The sequence below is a fragment of the Shewanella sp. AC91-MNA-CIBAN-0169 genome (assembly GCF_040310165.1).
GTDB lineage: Bacteria > Pseudomonadota > Gammaproteobacteria > Enterobacterales > Shewanellaceae > Shewanella.
Genome location: NZ_JBEOPM010000021.1, coordinates 61261 through 85455, shown reverse-complemented (window position 1 = coordinate 85455; position 24195 = coordinate 61261). Strand labels below are relative to the sequence as shown.

The following is a 24195-nucleotide window of genomic DNA, read 5'->3' as shown; positions in this document are numbered from 1 at the left end:
CAAATTAGCGTTTGCTTTTTAGTGTGGTAGATTCCAGAAAAAAACATTGGCCATCAGAATTTGTATAAATACATGTTAAACTGAATACGATTCTCTGACCGACAAAATTAAACTAATGGCAGGGTAAGTTTATAGGGGTTAATTATGATAGATAAAACCATTCCGTTGGTTGATTTGCATCGACATTTAGACGGTAATGTTAATGTAAAAACTATTTGGGAATTAGGCCACCAACACGGTATTCAGTTACCCGCTAATTCGCTAGAAGAGCTTGCGCCATTTGTGCAAATCCAAGGGAAAGAGAACAACCTAGTCGATTTTTTGAAGAAACTAGATTGGATGGTCGCGGTATTAGCTGATCTAGATGCTGTAAAGCGTGTTGCTTATGAAAATGTTATTGATGCAGCATCGCAAGGGTTAGATTACGCTGAATTGCGCTTTAGCCCTTATTACATGGCGATGAATCATAATCTGCCCATTGAAGGTGTCGTTGAAGCCGTTATCGATGGTGTACGTGCAGGTGTAAAAGAGCAGGATATTAGCGTTAACCTCATTGGTATTATGTCGCGTTCTTTTGGACAAGAAAAATGCCGCTTAGAACTTGAAGGCATACTTGCCCATCGTGACAGCATTGTGGCGATGGACTTAGCCGGCGATGAACTTGGTTTCCCAGGCGATTTGTTTACTGAGCACTTTAAGCGTGTTCGAGATGCAGGGCTACAAGTTACCGCCCATGCTGGTGAAGCCGCGGGTGCTGAAAGTATGTGGCAAGCCATTAACGTACTGGGTGCAACCCGAATTGGGCATGGCGTGAATGCGATTCATGATCCGAAGTTGATGGAGTATTTGGCCAAGCATCGTATTGGAATTGAATCATGTCCAACTAGCAACTTACATACGTCTACCGTTCAAGATTACGATGTTCATCCACTGCGTAAATTTATGGATGCTGGTGTATTAATTGGTCTTAATACCGATGACCCAGGAGTGAGTGCTATTGATATCGCTCATGAATATCGTGTGGTTAAATCTGAAATGGGTTTCAGTGATAGTCAGCTGGCGACATTGCAACGTAATGGGGTTGAAATGGCCTTTATGTCTGACAGTGACCGCAAAGCGTTATACGCTAAAAAAGCGAAGTAAATGGCGAATGTGAGAAAAAAATAGCCAGCAAATGCTGGCTATTTTTGTATTCTACTTTGCATAAACAGTGAGTTAAATAACCCTTGAAAACTGTTGCTGACGAGCTTTTTGACGATAATATACATCAAAGCACATACAGATATTTCGAATAAGTAGACGACCGGTCGTGCTAACGGTAAGTTTGCGGTCTGTGATATCAACCAATTTATCATTAATGAATGTTTGCAACAGTTTTAGATCTTCAGCAAAATATTCATCAAAGTTAATAGCAAACTTTTGTTCAATTTTATCCATGTCTAAATCAAAATGACAGATAATCTGTTTAATGACCGCGCGACGAATTTCATCATCGTGATTTAAGCTACAGCCTTTCCATAATGCATGACCATTAGCATCAATAGATTCGTAGTATGGACGAATATCTTTTTGATTTTGGGCATAGCAGTCGCCAATTTGGCTGATAGATGATACCCCTAACCCAAGCAAGTCACATTCTTCTTGGGTGGTGTACCCTTGGAAATTACGATGTAATTTACCGGCATTTTGTAACTTTGCCAACTCATCATTGGGTTTGGCAAAATGGTCCATACCAATAAATTGATAACCCGCATCTGTTAACGATTCTATCGTTTGGCGAAGCATATCTAATTTCTGTTGTGGAGCAGGCATATCATGTTCTTTAATTTTACGTTGTGCAGCAAAACGCGATGGTAAATGTGCATAGTTAAAGACAGATAGACGATCAGGCGATAGCTCAATAATGCGTGCAATGGTTTTTGCAAAGGTTTCTGGCGTTTGCAGCGGTAAACCGTAAATTAAATCAACGTTAGTGGACACGAAACCGAGTTCTTTAGCTCTGGCAATTAAGTCGAAAATAAATTGTTCATCTTGCTCACGGTTAACGGCAATTTGTACTTCTTTATTAAAGTCTTGAACACCAATAGACACCCGGTTAAACCCAGCTTCTTTTAAGGTGTCTAACATGCTGAGTTCTATCTCTCGCGGGTCAACTTCAATTGAGTATTCACCCACGTCAGCAAAATTAAAGTGTTGTTTAATTAGTGCGGTCAGTTTAAGAATTTGTTCAGGGCTTAAAAATGTCGGTGTTCCGCCACCCCAATGCATTTGGGTTACGGTATAATTTTTGAATAATGGGGCGCGTTTAATAATTTCAGTGGCCAGATATTCAATGTATTGATCTGCTTTGTGTGTGTGGCGAGTAATAATTTTATTACAACCACAGTAGTAGCAAAGCTTGGCGCAAAAAGGAATATGCACATATAGCGACAGTTTGTCTGACTTACTGTTTTTAATAGATGTCAGTAGATTTTGCTCAGTAAAGGCATCGTCAAACTCTAGTGCGGTCGGGTAAGAAGTATAACGGGGACCGCTGTAATTGTACTTTTCGATCATCGACTGATCCCAACTAATCTGAGTGGGCTGCTTCAAGGCGTGTCCTCCGGGAGTAAATTAGCAACAGGCGAAGTATGCAATGTTCGTGATCAAATAACCTTGATCTAGGTTGTAAAAATGAATGTTGCCTATGGTGATTAGTGAGGTTTAGCGATAGCTGATATGAAATAATGACCAGACTGTGCAGCAGGTCACAGTTTGTGTTTGGCGATTATTTAAGTAAGGCTGGTTTCTAGCCAAGGTTAAAACGTTGAGAGCCTAAATTGCGCGCCTTACCATCGTATCTCACTTCAGTAAGTTGTACTTTACCGCTGCGGTGTTTCAACACAATGCTCGTTGAACGAGTGCCGTATTCCTCATGTTCGATAAAAATAGATGATAGACGCCGTTCCCACTCAAGACTAATGCCTGTTTGAGGTAAATCTTGATCTTTGGGTTGAGAAGTATCGCGCATGATATTGAGTAATTGGTCTATGCAAGGTGATTGCATTTGTTTGATATAGCTTTGTAGCTGTTGCTGACCTTTAGCCATTTTAGGCCATATATCATCCAGCGCACCGTTACTCACAGCATGAAAACCAGGCTTAAGCAAAGTGGTCGTTAAGGTTTTACTGTTAAAGCAATGGAGTTGATTGTGCTGTTCGAAGACTAAATTAAACGGATTGTAGTTTATCGAGTGTTCAGTTAACCATTGGCTATTGATGTGTTGTTTGGTTAGCGCGTCAACGACTAACTCTCCACGACTGCGAACGCCATCTTGCTGTTCGATTGCTCGAATATTGGTTAGCCCAGCAAATTGACCCTGTTCATTAATTCCTAACCAAGTACCGCCGGCTTGTTTATCTTGCCCTGCGATAATGATTGGTGTTGTTGCCCAACGATAGGCGGGTTCGGTTGCTCTGTGATGAAATTCATCGCGGTTAGCACAGACAATTAAGGGGTAATCTGGATGCGCCTCAACGGCAATAAATAAAATACACATGACTGCCCCTTAAAAGTATCGACACCGCCATCATAACCTAATAAATCGATTATGATTAATGATGATGCTTATGTGTCGAAGCTGACTCGTGATGATGTGCAGCTTTGGTGTCTGAATGATGGCCGTGGTCATGGCTATGTGGTGCTGATTTTAGGTTGATCATCAAACGGCTTAAAAATTTTCGAGGTCCAAGTCGCAATAAGCTGGCGCCAAACAATAAAACGATTGCCACTAGACCAAGTATATTGGCCGCCTCAGGTAACTGTAATGTTAATGATGAGCTCAGAGTGAGTTGATCTGCCACCATTAATCCTACCAGTAAAATCCCGCCTAACATGAGTCCTTGTTTCCAATTCATTAACTTCAACTGGCCGATGCTGAGTACCGGCGCAGCGAGTAAAGTAAATGCCACTGCAATTTGGCTCCAACCACTGTAAGCCAAGGCAAGCGCCAAAATTACCGTGCCTAAATTACAAAAACGCATCGGTAAAAAGACTAATAGCAAAATAAATACCTGTAATGCGGGGTTCTCAAGCGGAACTGAGGGATGACCTATTAGGTTTGCTAATACTAAGCTAAGGATAATCCAGGGGGCACTTCGGTCGACTAATTGGCTAAAGCCAAAGCGCCAAGGTGACTCAGAAAGTGTTGGGTGCGGATCTGTTATATCAACTTTTGTCAGCGTCATTAGTGCCCCAATAGCTAATAGTCCCAATATTTGGTAAAGCGCAAACCAAGGGCCCAATAGTAATAAGGTAATTAACAATGCTTCAGGACCCGCTAGACGCTGCAACCAACGTAACCCTAGGGAAGGATGAGATGGGCGTAATCCAGCAGAAAACCTAGCGGTGGCGATAAAATAACTGCCTAATAAGATAGGAGAAATAGTCAGCAACCAACTAACGAATTGCTCTGAACCATGGTCTTTATGAGCGTGTTCATGGCCACCAGTATCCATCAGTAGCAGTAGGGCTAATAACCCTAAACCTAATAGGCTGCCAATGCCTGCTTGGTATTGATATTGACCTTGCTTGTCTTCTTGTTGATGACCATGAGGTTGATGTAATACCACGTGTAAAATAGAACCGGTAACAAAGGCTTGCAAGTAAACCGTGTTTTCAAGACTTAATTGAGTTAACAAATGTTCGCCAGCAAAGTAGCCGACGCTGGTTAATACCATCATTGCAGCTAAAACGGCGCTAGCCCATCGAGTGCCGACTTGAGGTTTGAGTAACCACCAAATAGCGACGCCAACAGGTAGGCGGTGCATGATCACGCCTAAGGCTAGAAGTGTCGAATTACCCTCTTGTTGTGCCAATACCATCGCTCCACCGTCTGTAATGGTGTGCAGTAATAGTCCGCCAATGCCGAGTGTGAGGGTGATGTTGTGGGTGATTTCTGAATATCGATGAAACAGTTTTTCACTGGCTGTCGGGCCCCAAACGCCAAGCATGACAAACAATAGCGTGATAAACCCACCATGCTCCAACAGTTCTGGCAAAATATGAATGAGCACCAATCCGCCAAGGGAGACGAATATAAATCCATCTAGGCCTTTTTGTAATCCGCTACCTGATGAAAAGAAGCGATAAAAAAGTGGCCCAAACAGCAGTGCAATACAGCTAGCGATTAGATAGAGCATGTTATCCAGAAATAAATCGAAAAAAACAACGCAGTATACCATTTTAAACCAGTATTGTAGCGTGTGAATATCTCAAGCTGAAAAATTTACTTAGAACCTATAGAGAATGCAGATCTAGTCATTGACGTTAAAGCCAAAAACCTTTTTCTGGTCATCACTTTGGCAAGCGTATGTGGCTATTTTTGATGAGGCATTATTCACTATTATTAACAACTAACGCCTTGTAATCATCAATAAACTGGCTGTTTTCATCGCTTATGTTACTGCGTTGGGTATACAATGTAGCCCATATTTTGTTAATTAAAAGATTGTTGTCCATGGATATTTTTTCTGCAGCCGTCATGTTGTTCTTGATTATGGATCCGCTGGGTAATTTACCTATATTCGCTTCCATATTGCGGCATATTGATCCCAAAAAGCGCCGTAAAGTCTTAATCCGCGAACTGCTGTTTGCGTTGGTTATCATGTTGTCGTTTTTGTATGCTGGTGAAGCTATTCTTAACTTTCTGAACTTACGTTCTGAATCCGTAAGCATTGCGGGCGGCATTATCTTGTTCTTAATCGCGATTAAAATGATCTTCCCTTCGCCGGGTGGCGTGGCTGGATTAGCTGCTGGTGAAGAGCCTTTTATTGTTCCGATGGCTATCCCGCTAATGGCTGGTCCATCTATTTTAGCGGCATTGATCCTATTGGCGCACACAGATAGCAGCCGCATGACAGATTGGACTATTGCGTTGGTCTCAGCATGGGGCATGAGTGCCGTTATTTTAATGTTCTATAAGTTGTTTACTCGTATCCTTGGTGAGAAAGGCTTAATCGCGGTAGAGCGACTCATGGGGATGGTATTGGTGATGATATCAGTACAAATGTTACTGGATGGAATATCAAATTATATCAACTCCACGGTGAATTAAGCTAAATTGTTATAGATAAGCATTGCGCTAAGTAACTGCAGTAAGCCGACTTAACCGAGTCGGCTTACTGCTTTTTGACGCTGGGTTAATAGCCATTTGTATTAATTTTTAATCGAACAGATTTATTTACATTAAAGAATGTCTAATTTAATTGTAACCCTGCGGTTGCAACTGTTAATGTCATGTAATTATTGCTTGGGGTGAATTATGAAATATATTATCGTCATGTTGGGGCTTGTTTTTATGACCTTGCAAGGGTGTCAAAATCAGTCAGCAGCATCAAAGGTAGACGAACAAGCAGCCACTGTAGTGGTAACCAAACCATTAATTAAAGATTGTGGTCCGAGTGCGATGCCACCTTTACGTGATCGCACCAAATTAACTGAAAATTTGCGCAAGAAAGGGCTCATCACCGCGGACATGGATCAAGCACAAATAGATAAAATTGTTGCTGATTATATAACTAAACGCCAAAAAGCATTTGAAAAATGCCATAAACCAACACCAAATACAGGTAAGTCGTAATGAGTAAGTTGACTAAATATCAAGGGTTAGCCGTTTCATCTTTATTGCTTGCATGTAGCAGCATGGCTGTTGCTGCTCCACAAACAGGTACACCTGCAGATGCAGGGCTAATTAATGAACAACAAGTATTGTATTGGTTAATTAAACGCGGCGAAGTGAGTGCTGATGCCAGCGAAGCTGAAAAACAAGCTGCTGTAGATGCTTTTGTAAGCCGTGGTCGAAATGCTACTTTTAAACCTGCTGCCATTGAAGTAAAAGCGGAACAATTACGGATTAAACGCTCAGCGCAAAAAAACACTAAAAGTGTTCAATATGCCGCAGCAAATAACAAAGTTTTAGCCGATCAAGATATTACTAAAACGGTAAAGGTGTTAGCTGTATTGGTAGACTTTCCTGATTTACCTCATGATGCTAACCAGCTTAACGTAGGTGATACGGACATGTATTACAGCAACTACCCAACATCACATTATCAGCAACTGCTATTTTCAAAAACCGGTTTTACAGGCCCAAGTAATCAAACCCTGCAATCGGCTTATCAGTATTTTCAGGCGGTGTCGGGTAATAGCTTTTATTTTACTGGCCAAGTGCAAGACTGGGTAACCGCAGACAACAATGCCGCTTATTACGGTGGTAATGATGTTGATGAAAATGACAAGGCAGTACCTGAGCTCGTCAAAGAAGCGGTGACCAAAGCCGTGCAAAACATGACTGACCTTGAATTAGCCCAATACGATATTGAAGACCCTTTTGATATCGATGGCGACGGTAATTATGACGAAGCAGACGGTATTATCGATCACGTGATGCTGTTTCATTCAAGCATCGGTGAAGAAGCTGGTGGTGGAGTATTGGGTGAAGATGCCATTTGGTCGCATCGTTTTTATGTCGATTCAAATACCAATGGTTATATTATTCCTGGTCGCGCCCTTAAGGTATTCGGTTACACCGTGCAGCCAATCGATGCAGCGGCTGGAGTATGCACCCACGAGTTTGGTCATGACTTAGGCTTACCAGATGAGTACGACACCACTAATAGTGGTGATGGTTCACCTGTAGGTGCTTGGTCATTGATGTCTGGCGGTAGCTGGACCGGTAGTATTGCTGGTGCTCAACCAAGTGGGTTTAGCCCATATGCAAAATCTTTCTTACAGCAAAAATACAAAGGTAAGTGGGTTAATGAGCAGCATATATCTCTTGCCGATTTAACCAGTAACGGTACCGCTGTGCAACTTAACCATGCCGTCAATACTGATGCCGTAAACCAGCTATCTATAGCGCTACCCGCTGAGGCTGTTGCTTTTAAAGCACCATTAACGGGTCAATATCAGTATTATTCAGGTCAAGGCAATATGATCAATAATGCCATGTCATTTGATGTGACCTTACCATTAGATACGCCATTAGCATTATCATTTCAAGCCCATTGGGATATTGAAGACGATTATGATTATGTGCAGGTGTTGGTTGATAGCGTTGCTATAGAAGGTAACCACACAAACAGTACAAATTCAATTTACCCTACGGTAAAACATTCTATTAGCGGTAAATCGAGCGACATTAGTACCGCGTATGGAAGCGATGCCTGGGTTGATCTAATATTTGATTTGAGTGCATATGCCGGTCGTGATGTGCAAATCAGTGTGGTCTATAAAACCGATGAAGCCGTTGGTGATTATGGTATGGCGATTGATGATATTCAATTAACTAATCAAGGCACGGCATTTTATATCGATGGCGCCGAATCAAGCGGCATTGCAACGCTATCTGGTTTTAGCCGAATTGAAGACAGTCTTGCTGGTAAAGCGAGACGTTACATTGTGCAATTACGCAGCCACCAAGGTGTAGACGCTGGGCTGGTTTATGACAAATACGAACCCGGTGTGCTGTTATGGTTAGAAAACTTCAATCAAACCGATAACAATGTGTCAGAACATCCTGGAAAAGGGTTAATTGGCGTGGTCGATGCAGACCAAAATTTGATTGGCAGTCAATCTACTGATGTGCAAATTCGCGATGCAGCATTTAGCTTATTTGCTCAAAGTTCATACAGTGGTGATAGCCACTTAGCCGCCGAGCCGCTATTTGACGACAATCGTGATTACAGCGCGCCGCTAAAACCACAGGCTGGGCTGATATTGCCTGAGTTAGGCCTAACCATGCAAGTCACAGAGCAAGCAACAGACAGCAGTACTGCAACCGTTGAATTTGCTTTGTCTGACAGCAGCGTGCTACCACCGGTGACACTTGTCGCCGACATTAATGCACAAGCAACCGGTGCAGATGTTAGTTTTAATGTGGTCGTGAGTGGCGGCACTGATTACACTTATACATGGTCGTTTGGCGTGAATAATGCCACCAGTACCGATACTGCCCCTAGCTATACTTATTCCACATCGGGTGATTATAACGTCAGTGTTATTGTTACCGATGGCGCGGGTAATACCGTGACAGCAACCGACGTCGTCCGAGTGGTTATTCTGCCAATAGCTGCTTTTACTTTATTACCGACGAACTTAACTGTGGCTCTGACAAACACCTCCAGCCAAGGTTTTGGTAACTTGACTTATCAATGGAATTTTGGCGATAGCAATACTAGTACGGCGCAAAACCCAAGTCATACCTATACAGCCGCTGGCAGTTATACTATTACCTTAAAAACCACAGACTCTCAGGGTAACGAGTCGACAGCCAGTCAAGCAATCACAGTATCGTCGCCAATAGTGGCAGTGACTACACCAACCACAACCACAACAGATAGTGGTAGTAGCGGTGGTAGTTTGGGGTGGTTAAGTGTATTAATGCTTGGTCTATTGGGCTATCAGCGCAAACGAGTTTAATCTCTCGTAGCAAACAACAGAAACGCCCATAAGGGCGTTTTTTATTTTGATTACTGAGTTAGGTTTACAAGGTGCTGAGTAGCGTTAACCTTAAGTGCTTTGATTGATATACTCGACAGCCGCAGGCAGAAATATTTCGCTAACAATAAGCTGTGAACCGTGCAAGTTAAAGTAACGTCTACGCCCCCATAAACTACTGTTAACCTGTTGATTTAAGCTGGTGGCTAGTGCTGCTAAACGGCCACAGGTTTCAAACTGAGCGACTTCAATATTGCCGGGAGTAATGTCTGGGCTATTAAACAATAACTCACCTAAAGGTCGGGTGCCAAGGCGAGTAAAATCATTCTGTTGATTGCGAATCTGTTTATCATCAGCATTTTGATTATTAGGGGATTGAGTGCCTAAAATAGTCTGTGGGATCAGTGTGCGGGCAAATACCCAAGGGGTGCCGTCAAGACACAATAATACTTCGCGGACCCAAACAGGATTAGTTTGAGCAGGAAATTCATCTGCTAGAGGCTCAAGTAAATGCTCGCCTAACACTTTCACTTCAAAGTGTTTGCAGTGTGTCTTGAGGCGCTGGGTCAAACTTCCGGTTGCTAATAGCCACTCTTTAAGTTGGCTATGAGGCAATGAATCGATCTTTTGTGGCGAAAACCAATGAATTGATTCACCATAAGGAAAGCTAATACTGGTCACGTTCATCTAAAACTCGTTACAATATATCTCAACGGCAGTAGTCTATCATGTCAAAGATGAGCAAACACTCTTAGGGAGTGGGCACGATGGCTTATTTAATTAACGTTCCACATTGAAAGGGTGTCTCTCACTATGAAAAAATTGGTTTCAACGTTAGTTATGCTGTGTTGTTTCGCATTTAATGTCCATGCAGCTGATGAACCAGCCCTCGAAGATTATGCTTATTACGGTTTTGAGCCTGATATTGTGACTAACTATATTTCTAACCGTAAAAAGTTAGGTTTTGTTAAAATCAGTGTCGAATTGATGGTAAAAGATCCGAACGATTTAATGAGCTTAGAACATCATGATCCTTTATTACGCTCGGCCATTGTTGAAATTTTGGGTAATCAGTCAGAAGAAAAGGTTAAATCCTTATCTGGTCGTGAAGAGATCCGCCGTGAATGCTATGAGACCGTCAACCGCCTTATGGAACAAGAAGTCGGTCGCTCTATTGTGGTTAACTTATTATTTACTAAATATTTATACGATTAATGACTCGCTCAACAACGCCTCCGATGCGAGCCAAGCATAATGCAGCTAAGCGCTCGCTAAGCCGATCCGCTACCAAGGTTAATCCTGTTTCTGTGAAGCCTAACAAGCCTGTGTTATCAAAATCATTGCATCCGCGTAATGCCCATCTACAGGGTTATGACTTTGCTGCATTGATCGTTGCTATGCCAGCACTAGCCGCTTTTGTTCGGCCAAATCCTTATGGTAATCCTTCCATTGATTTTGCTGACCCAAAAGCGGTAAAAAGCCTCAATGCAGCATTATTGCTGAGTGAATATCATATTAACGGTTGGGATATTCCTGAAGGATATTTATGCCCGCCAGTCCCTGGGCGTGTGGACTATTTGCATTACATTGCTGATTTATTAGCGGTTAAAGGCAAAGTAGTCAAAGGGGCAAGTATTCGAGGGTTAGATATCGGCACTGGTGCCAATGGAATTTATCCATTGCTGGGTATTCAAGCCTACGGTTGGCAATTTGTGGCGTCCGATATTGATCCTGTGTCTATCGACAATGTTGCTAAAATTGCTCAGCAAAACGCCCAGATTACCACGCATTTACAGTTAAGATTACAGCCGCAACCGGAGCATATATTTAAGAATATCATCGCTGCAGATGAACGGTTTGATGTCACCTTGTGTAATCCACCGTTTCATCGCTCACTCGCTGAAGCTTCCGAAGGTTCATTACGGAAAGTCAAAAATTTAGCCAAAAGCCAGCAACAAAAACATGGTCAACAATCGCGTAAGTTAGCGGTTAGTCAGGCTAAACCGACGCTTAATTTCGGCGGTCAAAAAGCCGAGTTATGGTGTGATGGTGGTGAGCAACAATTCTTAGCCAACATGATCAAGCAAAGTCATGATTATGCCAACCAAGTGCTATGGTTTACGTCACTCGTGTCAAAGTCGGACAATCTCAAACCTTGTTATCAACTACTTAAACAGCTTAATGCTGTGGAAGTCAAAACTATCGAGATGACACAAGGTAATAAAGCGACCCGTATTTTAGCGTGGAGCTTTTTAGCCCCGGCAATACGCCAACAATGGGCCACATTACGTCCTTAATCTTTAGTGGCATCAAACTCAATCGTTTCACTGCCGTGATACACCAAAAAATGTCGCCCTTTAGCACGAGCTATCAAGGTAATGCCCATTTGTTTGGCCAAATCTAGGCCCATTTGGGTAACGCCACTGCGTGACAACAATACTGGTATGCCCATTTTGGCGACTTTGATGACCATTTCTGATGTTAATCTGCCTGTAGTGTAGAAAATCTTATCGTGTCCCGTTTGCTGATCTAACCACATATCTCCCGCCAACGTATCAACGGCATTGTGGCGGCCAACATCTTCAACAAATGCTAAAATTTGTTCGTCTTGGCATATTCCGCAACCATGCACAGCGCCGGCATTTTTGTAGGTTTCATTATAAGCATTGATATTGCCGAGTAAGGCATAAATAGTCGATTGTTTGAGTGATGGAGTAGGTAAATCAATCTCATCCAAGCCTTGTAAAAATCCACCGTAAACAGTGCCTTGGCCACAACCAGACGTCACTGTTTTTTCGGCCAATTTCTGCTCAATATCTTCAGATATCTCTTGGGTAATCACCGCCGCTGAACTGACTTCCCAATCAACGATAACCGACTCTAATAGACTTAACTCGCTAATAAACCCCTGGTTTTTTAAGTAGCCAATAGTGAGTGACTCTGGTTTAGCCCCCAATGTCATTAAGGTTACGATGGGGCGCCAATTTAAATATACGGTTAATGGTCGTTCGCAAGCGACAAATTTATCGACGACCTGGCCTTGTTCGTTGATGGCTTTAACTGCAATGGTGAGCGGAACCTGCGTGTTGGTTTTAACAAACTTTATTGCATTGCGCTGCAAAGATGTGGCTGAAACAGATTGAGTCATAAGCGAGATAGCCTCTTAGTGGGTCATTCATAGATTGAAAGAATAGGCAGAGTTTGCCTGCTTCAACACCTGATGATCATAGCAATTATTATTCCTTAAACTGAAAACAACTTGTCTAAGCGTGATCTGGCGCAAATCTTCACAAATTCAATGAATTTGGCGCGTATTAATGTCCCACCTAAAATTGCACTGTGGACATATTGTCCTATTCTTAGGAGGGATTTCGGGATCTAGTTCAAAGTTAATTTTACTTTTTAGTTGGCATCATTTTTGCTCCTATTTTAGTTATAAACAAATCAATCAAGTGTATTTTTCAATACACATATTCATGTCAGAGGTAAGCATTACCATGCAACACACCGACACGATTTGGCCAATGTATGTTTCATTGAAAAAGGTTCAAACCCAAGTAGGGCGCTGGACATCTGTTCGCTGGGAGCTGGATCAAATGGTTCCAGCAACAGAGCAGCAACCAGACAATTCTGTTTTGGTGCCACTGGAATTGTACAAAGATCAACGTGGTAGTTATCGCATCAATCTCGATATGGATAATGCAACACTCTTTATTGTGTGCGATGAATTGATTGATGGCACATGGGTGCCTGCGATGATCTCTGCCGATCAACACGTGAGTGCCGGTTGCCTAGAATCAGATACTCCAGTGCTCAATATTCCCATGCCTAGTGCCATTGCCTGTTGGATAGAGGCATTCATCACTCGTCACGGCGAAGTGGAAATCAGCGCTCATAGACGCAAGCATGTTAACCGCCGTAAAAATGAAGGGCCGAGCGCGAATCGCTCTGGAAATATGCAATGAGCGATAAAGCAGAAGGTCTTCTTAACCGTTGGGAAATTAGGCGTCAGCGGGTTGCTGAAGAGGCTAAACAAGAAGAGTTGTTGCAACAGGCACAAGAAAAGCCTGATGACTTCAACATACTAACAGCTGAACCAATCGAAGACGTTAGCGCTATAGATGCGGATGAGGTGGCAGAGCCAGAAGCATTACCAGACCCAAACTCGATTGAAGTAGGTGGCAGTTTTGCCCGCTTTATGGCCAAAAGTGTCGACCCAACGACTAAAGCTGCTGCGCTACGAGCATTATGGAAACAGCCACAATATGGTCATATCGATGGGCTGCTTGAATATGCATTGGATTATACCAATCAACCGCTATTGTCAGCGGATGTATCTGCAGAGTTGGCCAGTAAAGTGTTTCGATATGTCATTGAAAAAGAAAAGCCTGAGCCAGAATTAGATGCTGACTTAGCGCCAACTGACTTAGCTGACCCCGCTGAATTAGCACCAAACGAATTAGCCGAACAAACCGACTCGATAGCCGAAGAGGACTCAATCGATTTAGCCGATAATGATGCCACAACGATTGCGGCGTTATCGCAAGCAGAACAACCGCTTTACCAGGATGATGATCTGATAAAGCAAGCTGTCGCCAGTGATGAGGCGAAAGCGTAATAACGACACAGTCACCAGATGAATATGACATAAATAAAAGTCGTTAGTTACAGATTTAGAACAAGTTAATGTCAATCTATTACGTGCAATAAGCGTGAACAGTGAACTGAGCTATCACTGTTAATGAGGTATAAAAACCGATAATTGGGAACGCAATGAGTATAAGAAAAAACCAGCCACAGCTGAAACAAGCACGACAACAGGTGATGGCGAATACGCAGATTTTGCAAAATTTAATTCCGCCCACTGTTAGCTATACCACCCAGGGGCATGTGCTTATTATTGGGCCTGAAGATCTCGCGCGTTTAGCTGCGGACAAATTGTCCACAATGGCAAGCCGAGTCATTTTAGCCAATGAAGCGATCACTAACCAAGATGAAACTCACCTTGAAGCGGTGATGAATGCTGCCACTGATGTTGAAAGTTATTACAATAAATTGGCCAGCGTAAAAGGTTTTTTAGGCCAGTTTCAGGTCAAAGTTGAAGGTGAAAGCGGTATTACCGAACTAAGTGTGGTCGCCATACGCCAAGCGCACTTTGATATTGTGCTCGATTTAAGCCACAGCCCATGCATTAACCTTGAAATGCTTCCTCCTGGTTACTTTTATGTCGGCCAAGACAGTGATTTACTTGCCGATGCGATTGCCAGTATTCCAGAGTTAATCGGTGAGTTTGATAAACCGCGCTATGTCCGAGTTAACAGCGATATTTGCGCTCATGATAAACACGGTTTAAACGGTTGTAATCGTTGTTTAAACTTTTGCCCTGCTGATGCCATTAGTAGCGTTGCACATAAAATTGAAATTGACCCTTATCTTTGTCATGGCGCAGGCAGCTGTACTAATGCATGCCCAACTGGGGCGCTAAGCTATGATTTACCAACCCCAGCCTCACTGCATACTTACCTCGAAAAGTTAATTAGTCGTTATCGTCAAGAAGCGCAAACTGCCCCAGTAATATTATTTCATGACAATGAAGCTGGCGCAGAATGGATTAACGAGCAGTTAAGCGGTGACGTGTTACCTGTTGCAATGGAAGAAATCACTGTAGCAAGTATTGATCATTGGTTGGCTGCATTAGCCAATGGTGCACGCGAAATTTTAATTCTACATACTCCGGTTACGGCACCAACATTACTGCAAATGCTTAAAGGTGAGTCTACATTAGCAAATCGCATACTCGACCAAATGGGACAGCCACAACGGATTCGTTTAATTACCCCGTCAGAGCTAACCCAGTTAGATGAGGCGCTAGCCATTAGTTTAGCTTGGCCAGTAATCATGCCGATGACCTTGAACGCTATCGAACCTAATACCAATATAAAACGCAGTATTATGTTCCAAGCGATTGACCACCTAAATGGTCAAGCTGCAGGTGTTGATGACGTGTTAACCATGGCGAATATTCCCTACGGTATGGTTAGCATTAACAGTGACAAGTGCACATTATGTTTGTCGTGTGTGTCAACGTGTCCAACCCAAGCGTTAAAGGATGGCGGCGACGCTCCTGCTCTTAAATTTGTTGAGCAAGATTGCGTCCAATGCGGTTTATGTGAAGCGGCCTGTCCCGAAAACGTCATTAGTTTACTACCTCAAATCAACTTCAATCAGTCTACAAGACAACAAGTTCAAGTATTAAAACATGAGCCTCCGTTTGAATGTATTCGATGTGGTAGTGAATTTGCCACCCAATCTATGGTGAAAAAAATAATTGAGATGGTAGGTGAACATAGTGCGTTTAGCGCCAATATTGAACGTTTGAAAATGTGTGGCGATTGCCGTGTAAAAGACATGTTTGAAGACATCCTTGACGATCCAGAAAAGCAATTGCAATAAGAGATCTCCTATGACAGAAACAGGAAGACAAGTAAGTGAAAATGATCAGTTAAGAGCCGATATATATCAGTTGCTGGCTGCGTTATTTCGTCGCCAACCCAATACTGAGTTATTACAGTTTTTAGCTGGTTTAGAGGTAGAGGCCGAGGATGGCAATACCATGAGTCAAGCATGGAATGCGTTAAAACTGGCAGCAGAAAATAGTGATACCAACACCCTAGAAGATGAATACTTTGCCATTTTCTTAGGCGTAGGCAGTGGTGAGATTATGCCTTATGGCAGCTGGTTTATGACTGGCTCTTTAATGGATAAACCCTTAGCGGCATTGCGGAGTGACCTGATGCTACTAGGCTTTGAACGTGAAGAGAATGTAAAAGAACCAGAAGACCATGTCGCCGCATTATGCGAAGTCATGGGCTGCTTAATTTTGGAAGCACCAGGTTACCGTCAATTAGCGTTTTATCAACGCCATATTGGCAGTTGGATTATACGTTTTTGCGATAATTTGGCTAAAACACCTAGTGCAAATTTTTACCTAAACGTCGCGCAATTAGCTAAAGCATTTTTTACCGCTGAAGCCAATGAATTTGAACAACTGAGTTTGGATATTCCGGTGAATTGTCCAGGTAGTGCTGACTTAGATCCGCTTGAAGAAGAGGTTGTACAAATTAACTAAACTGGATGACGGCTTATTCAGCCCCATCTTTATTTTAACAAGGAGACCATATGAAAAAGCAAGCTTCCGACATGGGTCGTCGCCAAATGCTCAAAGCATTAGCGCTCGGCAGTGCGGCAGGTGCTGTGGCCAGTGTCAGTGCACCCGCACTTGCTCAAGTCACTAAACCGTCTACAGAAGAGCCTACGGGTAATAACTATCGCGAAACTGAGCATATTCGCAATTACTATGCTTCGTTAAGCAAATAACAAAGGAGAGTGTGTGATGCGATTAACCCGCAAAACAGACACGGCCACTAAAGCTGAAAAGTCAGGCCTAGGTCTTAACCGACGTCAATTCCTCAAGTCTGCCAGTTTGGCGACCGGTGGTATTGCAGCGGCTTCAATGCTTGGCGCAGGTATGATGCGTAAAGCAGAAGCTAAAGATGTACCGCACAATGCACCTACCGAAATAAAACGAACTATTTGTTCACATTGTTCAGTAGGTTGTGGTGTGTATGCTGAAGTTCAAAATGGTGTGTGGACAGGGCAAGAGCCTGCGTTCGATCATCCATTTAACCAAGGTGGACATTGTGCTAAAGGCGCAGCATTACGTGAGCATGGTCACGGTGAAAAACGCTTAAAATACCCAATGAAGCTAGAAGGTGGTAAATGGAAGCGTCTATCATGGGATCAAGCCATCAATGAAGTAGGCGACAAAATGGAGTCGATTCGTCAAGAGTCTGGTCCTGATTCAGTTTACTTTATGGGTAGTGCTAAATTTTCAAACGAACAAGCTTATATGTATCGCAAATTAGCAGCAATGTGGGGCACGAACAACGTCGATCACTCTGCTCGTATTTGTCACTCTACCACGGTAGCCGGTGTTGCAAACACTTGGGGCTACGGTGCGCAAACTAACTCGTTTAACGACATCCGCAATTCAAAATGCATGATGTTTATTGGTTCTAACCCATGTGAAGCTCACCCAGTGGCGATGCAACACATTTTGATTGGTAAAGAACGCGGTGCCAAAATCATCGTAGTTGATCCACGCTTTACCCGTACAGCGGCTAAGTCTGATGAATATGTCCATATTCGTCCAGGTACTGACATTCCATTTATTTATGGTCTGTTATGGCACATTTTCGAAAACGGCTGGCAAGATGATTCATTCATTTCTCAACGTGTATACGGCATGGAACGTATCAAAGAAGAAGTGAAAAAATACACTCCAGAAGAAGTCGAACATATTGCCGGTGTGCCAAAAGCACAAATGTACCGTGTTGCTAAAATGATGGCAGAAACTAAGCCAGGCACAGTCGTGTGGTGTATGGGTGGGACTCAGCATCACATTGGTAATGCTAACACTCGTGCTTACTGTATTTTACAGCTTGCCCTTGGCAACATGGGTATAGAAGGCGGCGGAACTAACATTTTCCGTGGTCACGATAACGTACAGGGTGCGACTGACTTTGGTTTGTTATTTGATAACTTACCAGGCTACTACGGCTTAACGTCTGGCGCATGGGACCATTGGGCTAATGTGTGGGACCTTGAACCAAAGTGGATCACCGAGCGTTTTGACCAAGGTGAATACTTAGGTCAATCTCCACAAACATCTGCGGGTATTCCTTGTTCGCGTTGGCATGATGGTGTGTTAGAAGACAAAACCAAGATTGCTCAACGAGACAATATTCGTCTGGGGTTCTTTTGGGGTCAGTCAGTTAACACCGAAACTCGCGGTCGTGAAATCCGTGAAGCACTGAATAAAATGGATACCATTGTGGTCGTTGATCCATTCCCAACCATGGCGGGTGTTATGCACGAACGCCAAGATGGAGTGTATTTATTACCTGCGGCAACTCAGTTTGAAACCTACGGTTCGGTTTCAGCCTCCAACCGTTCACTGCAGTGGCGTACGCAAGTTATCGAACCATTATTTGAGTCATTACCTGATCACACCATCATGTATAAACTGGCCAAAAAATGGGGCGTTGCGGACCAATTCTGTAAGCACATCAAGGTTAATGGCGATGAGCCATTAGTGGAAGACATTACCCGTGAATTTAACACCGGTATGTGGACTATTGGTTATACAGGCCAAAGCCCTGAGCGTTTGAAAATGCACCAAGAAAACTGGGGCACCTTCGACGTAAACTCACTTGAAGCACCTGGCGGCCCAGCTAAAGGCGAAACCTATGGTTTACCTTGGCCATGTTGGGGCACACCTGAAAACAAGCATCCGGGCACGCAAATCTTGTATCGCACCGGACGTGAAGTGAAAGACGGTGGTGGTAACTTCCGCGCGCGTTATGGTGTGGAGCACGAAGGCAATAACATTCTTGCTGAAGGCTCTTTCTCTAAAGGTTCTGAAATTGAAGATGGTTACCCAGAGTTTACTGCCGACATGCTTAAGCAGCTTGGCTGGTGGGACGACCTAACAGCAGAAGAAAAAGTCAAAGCTGAAGGTAAAAACTGGAAAACTGATATCTCTGGCGGTATTCAACGTGTGGCAATTAAGCATGGTTGTATTCCTTACGGTAACGCTAAAGCGCGTTGTATTGTGTGGAACTTCCCTGACGATATTCCATTGCATCGCGAACCGTTATATACCCCTCGTCGTGACTTAGTGGCTAAATACCCTACTTATGAAGATCGTATGGTGGCTCGTCTACCAACGCTTTATAAAACAATTCAAGACAAGGATTTTGCTACCGACTACCCACTAGCCGTAACAACCGGACGTTTGGTTGAATACGAAGGTGGTGGTGAAGAAACCCGTTGTAACCCTTGGCTTGCTGAATTGCAGCAAGAAATGTTTATCGAGATCAATCCAGCAGACGCTGCAGATCGCGGTTTACGTGATGGCGATGACGTATTTGTTCACAGTCCAGAAGGTGCAAAAATTACTGTTAAGGCAATGGTTACACCACGTGTTATTGCAGGTGAATGTTTTATGCCATACCACTTTGCAGGCGTATTTGAAGGCAAGAGTTTAGCCAAAAACTACCCTGAAGGAACCGTGCCTTATGTGATTGGCGAATCTGCCAATACCGTAATGACCTATGGTTATGATGTCGTAACGCAAATGCAAGAGACCAAGTCTAGCTTGTGTCAGATAAGCAAAGCCTAAACACTTGATGAGGAGATAAGCCATTATGGCAGTCATGAAATTTCTGTGTGACACCAAACGCTGCATCGAGTGTAACGGTTGCGTCACAGCATGTAAAAACGAAAACGACTCTGCTTTAGAGTGGGGTATTCAGCGTCGCCGCGTGGTAACGCTTAATGATGGTGAACCAGGAGAAGCGTCAATCTCAGTAGCATGTATGCATTGTACCGATGCACCATGTATGGCTGTATGTCCAGCCGACTGTTTCTACCGTACCGAAGACGGCATTGTGCTACATAACAAAGATACTTGTATCGGTTGTGGCTATTGCTTCTATGCCTGCCCATTTGGTGCACCGCAGTTCCCTAAGAAGTCTGCATTTGGTAGCCGTGGCAAAATGGATAAGTGTACTTTCTGTGCTGGTGGCCCAGAAGAAGATCATTCAGAAGCCGAGCGTCTAAAATACGGTTCAAACCGTATTGCAGAAGGCAAATTACCAATGTGTGCAGAGCTTTGTTCAACCAAAGCATTGTTAGCCGGCGATGCAGGCATAGTGTCTGACATTTACCGTCAACGTATGGCTGCACGCGGTAATCCAAATGTAATTTGGGGCTACAATCCTAAAACCGGCGAAATGATCTAACCCAGAGCAATGGCTGCGATAATTTTCGCAGTCATATAAGGAGTGACAATGTTAACTTTAACGTTAAACAAATCACTGCGCAGGATGTTTGCTCTGTTGGTTCTGTGTATGGGATTGGGGTTGGTTACATCAATGGTGTATGCCGCCGATGAACAATCAAGTCAGCAACAAGCAAAGTCTAAAACCAGTGATGCAGATCTCTGGCGCGCAGTAAAAGCCGGCGAACCGGGATATAGTACAGACAAAGGCCTTGATGCTGATGTTCTGATAAATGTATCGGGTAACGAAGGCAAGATATTGCGAAATACCTACCTGAAACCCGCACTCGGCTTAGCCGTTGTCGGTGTTTTTGCAGCCTTTTTAGTGTTTTACTTCGTTAATGGTCCATCAAAACTGAGTAAAGGCTTTTCGGGCAAAATGGTACTTCGTTGGAGTAAAAGTGATCTCTGGTTACATTGGACTATGGCAGTTTCATGCTTAATCATGATGCTAACCGGTATAATCATTATGCTCGGACGCCATTTCTTAGCCCCTTATGTCGGTGACGGTATTTGGGCGGGGATTATCGCCTTTAGCAAGTTTGCCCATGACTGGTCTAGCCCCATTTTTATGGTGTCTTGGCTGTTGTGTATTATTAAGTGGATGCCACTACAAACCTTCAAAATGTATGACTTGAAATGGTTTTTAGTGGTGGGTGGCTACATTAATTTTGGTCCGTTTAAAGGCAAGCATCCAGACAGTGGATTTGCTAACGCGGGTGAAAAAATGTGGTTTTGGACCTTAGCTATTTTTGGTCTAAGCATCAGCATAACAGGCATAATGTTAGTGTTTCCAACACTGGATTTACCGCGCGAACTGTCAATGCTCGCCTTACTTGTACATGGCTTAAGTGCGACGATATTAATCGCATTTACCATAGTACATATTTGGATGGCAACCGTACTCAGTGAAGGCGGTATGGAGTGTATGGTATCTGGCTATTGTGACGAAAACTGGGCTTCGCAACACCACAATGTGTGGTACGACGAAATCAAAGCCGATGGCAGCTTAAAATACAAAGAGTAGCCCTGCTTTCTGGTGTTAATACACCAGATTGATGGCAGAGATAAAACACCTTGTTGGGTAACTAACAAGGTGTTTTTTATTGCTGTTGGCACGTTAATAACTTTAAGACCTTTGTAATGAGTGGAATTGCTTGTAGTAGATGATGGCGGTTTAATTTGAATCACTGTTCAAACTCAGTTAGTGTGCAGGATATTATTAAATCACTAGAAAACGAGTCGCTCTATAGGCTTGTTGTGTGACAAAACTAAAAGACAAACAATGATAGCCATTTCTCGAAATATTCAATTTTTACTCTTTGCCTTTATATTGGCAGGTTGTTCTACTATCCAATCAGGTAGTGGAGATAGGATAGGTTTCACTGAGTCAGGTAAAGCCTCGTACTATAGTGATATACATCAAAACAACAAGACTGCAAGCGGTGATATCTATCAGCATAATCAAAAAACCGCTGCGCATAAAACGCTACCATTTGGCTCTAATGTCAAAGTGACTAATACCCATAATGGTAAAAGTGTTATCGTTAAAATTAATGACCGTGGTCCGTTTGTTAGAGGGCGCATCATTGATCTTTCAAAGTCTGCCTTCAGCAGTATTGGCAATATATCTAGTGGTTTAATTGACGTTAACATTGAAGTCGTTCGTTAGCACTTTTCTATGGCGCAATATGTCTTGCTGACCTGGCATCGAAGATAATCCAGTTTGCTAACCAACTGGCCGTATGGTCGGTTTCATAGGCGAACGTTTAACATATGGTTTGGTTTCGCTTTCTTTAGCTGAGCTTTTATAAGAGTCGGTTTAACAGTAAGTCATTATTTAAATTGTAATGTAATAGGCTGCGAAATTAACCAGATTAAAAAACTATGTGGAAGTGTTGCAGAAGATATGATCGAGATTGAATATTCTATAGGTGAATTAAAAACGTCGATGCTTGTTGTCGAAGCACATCGTTTTTACCTTATTACAAAGGAATGGATAAAGGCTGTAGATCTGAATGTGGGTGACCAAATATTAGCCTGCAGTGATGCAGTAGCTAAGATAGAAAGCATAAATAAAGTTGAAAGTTCAGCCCATTGCCGCGATTTAAAAATAAGCCATAATCATAATTATTTTGTCACCACTGCGCGTCCTGCGTTTCATGACACTCTCTGTGATAGAGCCCCAGCCGATAAGCTTGAACGTATTGCATACGAGCTGGCCAATAGGCCCTCAAATTTCCCCGATGGTAAACCAACCGGTCACCACGGTGGCCCTTGGGCCGCGGCTAAATATTTACACCGCGATCCCAGCAAAGAAGTCATCGGCTGGGGCCGTGCCAATGACAACATGTGCGCAGAAGATGCAGCTATAAGTGATTTAAGACAAAAAGTGGGTAATGTCGTTGAATTACATCGAGGTAATGTAGATATTTCACACGCATATTTGAGGAAATATACCAAAAAAGGTCGTTTTGTGAATAAAATGAGCCCTTGTGTTTACTGTCGTGATAATTATGGCAGCGCGCTAAATGACACCACTGAAGGCGTGAGTAATTTGCCTAAAGAAGGTCGTGGCTATTTACCCGCGTTAGATAAATAATTCCTAGCAACATTTTTCCCATCATTTATGAAGTCCACAACACTATTTGTTTACCAAATTAACCTGAGCTGTCTAAGGCTAAAGCCGTGTCCGCTGTTTTGAATACAATGGCGCAGTGGGAATATTGTCGAATAAGCGCGTTAAGTTGATTTGCAACCAATGTCCTTTTACTTCAAATTGGTGATAAGCGCTTCTTGAGGTGCAAAACACAATCGCAGCACTACGTTACTTCACAACTAAGGGGGTTATTTGAATATTTCAGAATCACATAAAAAAGAGCTTTTAGTTGCTAAATCACTATTAGAAAATCCTGGTCTAGCGGTAAAAATAACGAATTTAATCGGTACCCCTATTGAGAAAGGGTTAGCGCTTCTACCGGATAACTGGAATAAAAATATCGCTAAAGTGACCGAAAAGTCGCTAATTAAAGCGTCTGAAGCGGCAATCTTTACTATGAAAGATATTCCCGGAGAAGAATCATCTAATCTTTGGCATAAATTAGGCGTAGCTGCTAGTGGTGGTGTGGGTGGTTTCTTTGGCTTGGCTGCAATAGCGGTTGAACTTCCTATTTCGACATCAATAATGTTGCGTTCTATAGCTGATATTGCTCGTAGTGAAGGTGAGTTTATTACTACTCTAGAAACAAAAATGGCTTGTTTAGAGGTGTTCGCACTAGGGGGCGAAAGTGATTTAGATGATGGTAGTGAATCGGGATATTTTGCAGTAAGAGCTGCCCTAGCAAAATCAGTATCTGAAGCCGCTGAGTTTATGGTCAAAAAAGGTATTACCGACGAAGCCGCGCCTATTTTAGTCAAACTTATTACTAAAATCGCTGAAAAATTTGGTGTTCAAGTGACTCAAAAAGCAGCGGCACAAGCTGTACCTGCTATCGGTGCGGCAGGCGGTGCAATAATCAATACTTTGTTTATTGATCACTTTCAAGATATGGCCCGAGGTCATTTTATTGTGCGAAAATTAGAGCGTATATATGGGTATGAAACCGTAAAAAGTGCTTATCAGTCGTTACCTAAAAATGGTAATCAATAACCATAATTCGTGAAATTAACCCGTTTTTATTCGGCTAGTAAATGACAAATGTGCTTTGAATTTTGGCAATAATTTTGATTTGGATTTACTTATTCCATCGGTTAATCCTAGTAGAGGTTCAATAAGCATCGCAGTAGACCATCAATACATGACTTATTAATAATGT

At 42.8% G+C, this 24195-nt stretch carries 22 protein-coding genes; 17 read left to right on the top strand and 5 right to left on the bottom strand.

Features of this window, described 5'->3' with window-relative positions; all coding sequences use genetic code 11:
* The first annotated feature begins 144 nt into the window (after positions 1-144).
* Complete coding sequence (gene add, locus AAEY98_RS16885; RefSeq protein WP_101087463.1) at positions 145-1143, top strand: adenosine deaminase; 999 nt, start codon at positions 145-147, stop codon at positions 1141-1143.
* Positions 1144-1215: 72 nt separating this feature from the next.
* Here the strand turns inward: add and hemN are convergent, their stop codons facing one another.
* From hemN to AAEY98_RS16870, 3 genes are all read right to left on the bottom strand, one after another.
* Positions 1216-2592 carry an oxygen-independent coproporphyrinogen III oxidase gene (gene hemN, locus AAEY98_RS16880; RefSeq protein ID WP_192116465.1) on the bottom strand — a complete coding sequence of 459 codons (1377 nt, stop codon included), beginning with the start codon at positions 2590-2592 and terminating at the stop codon, positions 1216-1218.
* A 196-nt stretch (positions 2593-2788) separates the two neighbouring features.
* Positions 2789-3538 carry an NRDE family protein gene (locus tag AAEY98_RS16875; RefSeq protein WP_059745304.1) on the bottom strand — a complete coding sequence of 250 codons (750 nt, stop codon included), beginning with the start codon at positions 3536-3538 and terminating at the stop codon, positions 2789-2791.
* Positions 3539-3593: 55 nt separating this feature from the next.
* Positions 3594-5180 carry a ZIP family metal transporter gene (locus AAEY98_RS16870; protein ID WP_351018310.1) on the bottom strand — a complete coding sequence of 529 codons (1587 nt, stop codon included), beginning with the start codon at positions 5178-5180 and terminating at the stop codon, positions 3594-3596.
* Between the two features lie 317 nt (positions 5181-5497).
* On the opposite strand from AAEY98_RS16870, the gene AAEY98_RS16865 reads away from it, so the two are divergent.
* The 3 genes from AAEY98_RS16865 (at position 5498) to AAEY98_RS16855 (ending at position 9459) form a co-directional block, all read left to right on the top strand.
* Positions 5498-6094, top strand: coding sequence for a YhgN family NAAT transporter (locus AAEY98_RS16865; RefSeq protein ID WP_041412685.1), 597 nt, complete (start codon positions 5498-5500; stop codon positions 6092-6094).
* 207 nt (positions 6095-6301) lie between these two features.
* Positions 6302-6619, top strand: a complete 318-nt coding sequence (locus AAEY98_RS16860) for a hypothetical protein (RefSeq protein WP_102036395.1) — start codon at positions 6302-6304, stop codon at positions 6617-6619.
* A complete protein-coding gene (locus tag AAEY98_RS16855) occupies positions 6619-9459 on the top strand; it encodes an immune inhibitor A domain-containing protein (protein ID WP_351018307.1) in 2841 nt (946 codons plus the stop codon). The genes AAEY98_RS16860 and AAEY98_RS16855 overlap by 1 nt, the downstream gene beginning before the upstream one ends.
* A gap of 90 nt (positions 9460-9549) precedes the next feature.
* Here AAEY98_RS16855 and AAEY98_RS16850 read toward each other — a convergent pair whose 3' ends face one another.
* The gene (locus AAEY98_RS16850; RefSeq protein WP_182744131.1) at positions 9550-10164 is read right to left on the bottom strand and encodes a chorismate--pyruvate lyase family protein; all 615 of its coding nucleotides are present in this window, start codon (positions 10162-10164) and stop codon (positions 9550-9552) included.
* 126 nt (positions 10165-10290) lie between these two features.
* Between AAEY98_RS16850 and AAEY98_RS16845 the strand changes: the two genes are divergently transcribed.
* Together AAEY98_RS16845 and rlmF are read left to right on the top strand one after the other, a co-directional pair.
* The gene (locus AAEY98_RS16845; protein ID WP_101087457.1) at positions 10291-10692 is read left to right on the top strand and encodes a flagellar basal body-associated protein FliL; all 402 of its coding nucleotides are present in this window, start codon (positions 10291-10293) and stop codon (positions 10690-10692) included.
* Complete coding sequence (rlmF, locus tag AAEY98_RS16840) at positions 10692-11774, top strand: 23S rRNA (adenine(1618)-N(6))-methyltransferase RlmF (protein ID WP_351018304.1); 1083 nt, start codon at positions 10692-10694, stop codon at positions 11772-11774. Before AAEY98_RS16845 ends, rlmF begins: the two co-directional genes overlap by 1 nt.
* Here the strand turns inward: rlmF and AAEY98_RS16835 are convergent.
* Positions 11771-12625 carry a formate dehydrogenase accessory sulfurtransferase FdhD gene (locus AAEY98_RS16835; protein ID WP_162021982.1) on the bottom strand — a complete coding sequence of 285 codons (855 nt, stop codon included), beginning with the start codon at positions 12623-12625 and terminating at the stop codon, positions 11771-11773. The genes rlmF and AAEY98_RS16835 overlap by 4 nt on opposite strands.
* A gap of 349 nt (positions 12626-12974) precedes the next feature.
* Here AAEY98_RS16835 and AAEY98_RS16830 point away from each other — a divergent pair, with 349 nt between their 5' ends.
* From AAEY98_RS16830 to AAEY98_RS16780, 11 genes are all read left to right on the top strand, one after another.
* Positions 12975-13442, top strand: a complete 468-nt coding sequence (locus tag AAEY98_RS16830; RefSeq protein WP_059745292.1) for a DUF3305 domain-containing protein — start codon at positions 12975-12977, stop codon at positions 13440-13442.
* Entirely contained in the window at positions 13439-14095 is a 657-nt protein-coding gene (locus AAEY98_RS16825; protein ID WP_192116470.1) for a DUF3306 domain-containing protein, read from the top strand. Before AAEY98_RS16830 ends, AAEY98_RS16825 begins: the two co-directional genes overlap by 4 nt.
* A 155-nt stretch (positions 14096-14250) precedes the next feature.
* Complete coding sequence (locus AAEY98_RS16820) at positions 14251-15930, top strand: 4Fe-4S binding protein (protein WP_351018299.1); 1680 nt, start codon at positions 14251-14253, stop codon at positions 15928-15930.
* A gap of 10 nt (positions 15931-15940) precedes the next feature.
* Complete coding sequence (locus tag AAEY98_RS16815; RefSeq protein ID WP_011635547.1) at positions 15941-16606, top strand: TorD/DmsD family molecular chaperone; 666 nt, start codon at positions 15941-15943, stop codon at positions 16604-16606.
* A 50-nt stretch (positions 16607-16656) separates the two neighbouring features.
* Positions 16657-16854 carry a twin-arginine translocation pathway signal gene (locus AAEY98_RS16810; protein ID WP_011635548.1) on the top strand — a complete coding sequence of 66 codons (198 nt, stop codon included), beginning with the start codon at positions 16657-16659 and terminating at the stop codon, positions 16852-16854.
* Between the two features lie 16 nt (positions 16855-16870).
* Positions 16871-19720 (top strand): formate dehydrogenase subunit alpha, encoded by a 2850-nt coding sequence (locus tag AAEY98_RS16805; RefSeq protein WP_059745288.1) that lies wholly within the window; start codon positions 16871-16873, stop codon positions 19718-19720.
* A gap of 25 nt (positions 19721-19745) precedes the next feature.
* Positions 19746-20342 carry a formate dehydrogenase FDH3 subunit beta gene (gene fdh3B, locus AAEY98_RS16800; protein ID WP_101087451.1) on the top strand — a complete coding sequence of 199 codons (597 nt, stop codon included), beginning with the start codon at positions 19746-19748 and terminating at the stop codon, positions 20340-20342.
* Positions 20343-20390: 48 nt separating this feature from the next.
* Positions 20391-21407, top strand: coding sequence for a formate dehydrogenase subunit gamma (locus tag AAEY98_RS16795; RefSeq protein WP_351000349.1), 1017 nt, complete (start codon positions 20391-20393; stop codon positions 21405-21407).
* A 258-nt stretch (positions 21408-21665) separates the two neighbouring features.
* Positions 21666-22052, top strand: coding sequence for a septal ring lytic transglycosylase RlpA family protein (locus tag AAEY98_RS16790; RefSeq protein ID WP_351010888.1), 387 nt, complete (start codon positions 21666-21668; stop codon positions 22050-22052).
* 237 nt (positions 22053-22289) lie between these two features.
* Positions 22290-22982: a polymorphic toxin-type HINT domain-containing protein gene (locus tag AAEY98_RS16785; RefSeq protein WP_351000355.1), complete on the top strand. Its 693-nt coding sequence runs from the start codon at positions 22290-22292 to the stop codon at positions 22980-22982.
* 249 nt (positions 22983-23231) lie between these two features.
* On the top strand, positions 23232-24029 hold the full coding sequence (locus AAEY98_RS16780) for an EcsC family protein (RefSeq protein WP_101087447.1): 798 nt from the start codon (positions 23232-23234) through the stop codon (positions 24027-24029).
* The last annotated feature ends 166 nt before the right edge of the window (positions 24030-24195 follow it).

Excerpts from the sequence above, each read along its gene's own strand:
- AAEY98_RS16830 (WP_059745292.1), top strand. The coding sequence starts at position 12,975 with ATGCAACACACCGACACGATTTGGCCAATGTATGTTTCATTGAAAAAG.
- AAEY98_RS16850 (WP_182744131.1), bottom strand. The coding sequence starts at position 10,164 with ATGAACGTGACCAGTATTAGCTTTCCTTATGGTGAATCAATTCATTGG.
- AAEY98_RS16835 (WP_162021982.1), bottom strand. The coding sequence starts at position 12,625 with ATGACTCAATCTGTTTCAGCCACATCTTTGCAGCGCAATGCAATAAAG.
- fdh3B (WP_101087451.1), top strand. The coding sequence starts at position 19,746 with ATGGCAGTCATGAAATTTCTGTGTGACACCAAACGCTGCATCGAGTGT.
- AAEY98_RS16860 (WP_102036395.1), top strand. The coding sequence starts at position 6,302 with ATGAAATATATTATCGTCATGTTGGGGCTTGTTTTTATGACCTTGCAA.
- AAEY98_RS16785 (WP_351000355.1), top strand. The coding sequence starts at position 22,290 with ATGATCGAGATTGAATATTCTATAGGTGAATTAAAAACGTCGATGCTT.
- AAEY98_RS16820 (WP_351018299.1), top strand. The coding sequence starts at position 14,251 with ATGAGTATAAGAAAAAACCAGCCACAGCTGAAACAAGCACGACAACAG.
- AAEY98_RS16870 (WP_351018310.1), bottom strand. The coding sequence starts at position 5,180 with ATGCTCTATCTAATCGCTAGCTGTATTGCACTGCTGTTTGGGCCACTT.
- AAEY98_RS16855 (WP_351018307.1), top strand. The coding sequence starts at position 6,619 with ATGAGTAAGTTGACTAAATATCAAGGGTTAGCCGTTTCATCTTTATTG.
- AAEY98_RS16790 (WP_351010888.1), top strand. The coding sequence starts at position 21,666 with ATGATAGCCATTTCTCGAAATATTCAATTTTTACTCTTTGCCTTTATA.
- rlmF (WP_351018304.1), top strand. The coding sequence starts at position 10,692 with ATGACTCGCTCAACAACGCCTCCGATGCGAGCCAAGCATAATGCAGCT.
- AAEY98_RS16825 (WP_192116470.1), top strand. The coding sequence starts at position 13,439 with ATGAGCGATAAAGCAGAAGGTCTTCTTAACCGTTGGGAAATTAGGCGT.
- AAEY98_RS16805 (WP_059745288.1), top strand. The coding sequence starts at position 16,871 with ATGCGATTAACCCGCAAAACAGACACGGCCACTAAAGCTGAAAAGTCA.
- AAEY98_RS16875 (WP_059745304.1), bottom strand. The coding sequence starts at position 3,538 with ATGTGTATTTTATTTATTGCCGTTGAGGCGCATCCAGATTACCCCTTA.
- add (WP_101087463.1), top strand. The coding sequence starts at position 145 with ATGATAGATAAAACCATTCCGTTGGTTGATTTGCATCGACATTTAGAC.
- AAEY98_RS16845 (WP_101087457.1), top strand. The coding sequence starts at position 10,291 with ATGAAAAAATTGGTTTCAACGTTAGTTATGCTGTGTTGTTTCGCATTT.
- AAEY98_RS16795 (WP_351000349.1), top strand. The coding sequence starts at position 20,391 with ATGTTAACTTTAACGTTAAACAAATCACTGCGCAGGATGTTTGCTCTG.
- AAEY98_RS16810 (WP_011635548.1), top strand. The coding sequence starts at position 16,657 with ATGAAAAAGCAAGCTTCCGACATGGGTCGTCGCCAAATGCTCAAAGCA.
- AAEY98_RS16865 (WP_041412685.1), top strand. The coding sequence starts at position 5,498 with ATGGATATTTTTTCTGCAGCCGTCATGTTGTTCTTGATTATGGATCCG.
- AAEY98_RS16815 (WP_011635547.1), top strand. The coding sequence starts at position 15,941 with ATGACAGAAACAGGAAGACAAGTAAGTGAAAATGATCAGTTAAGAGCC.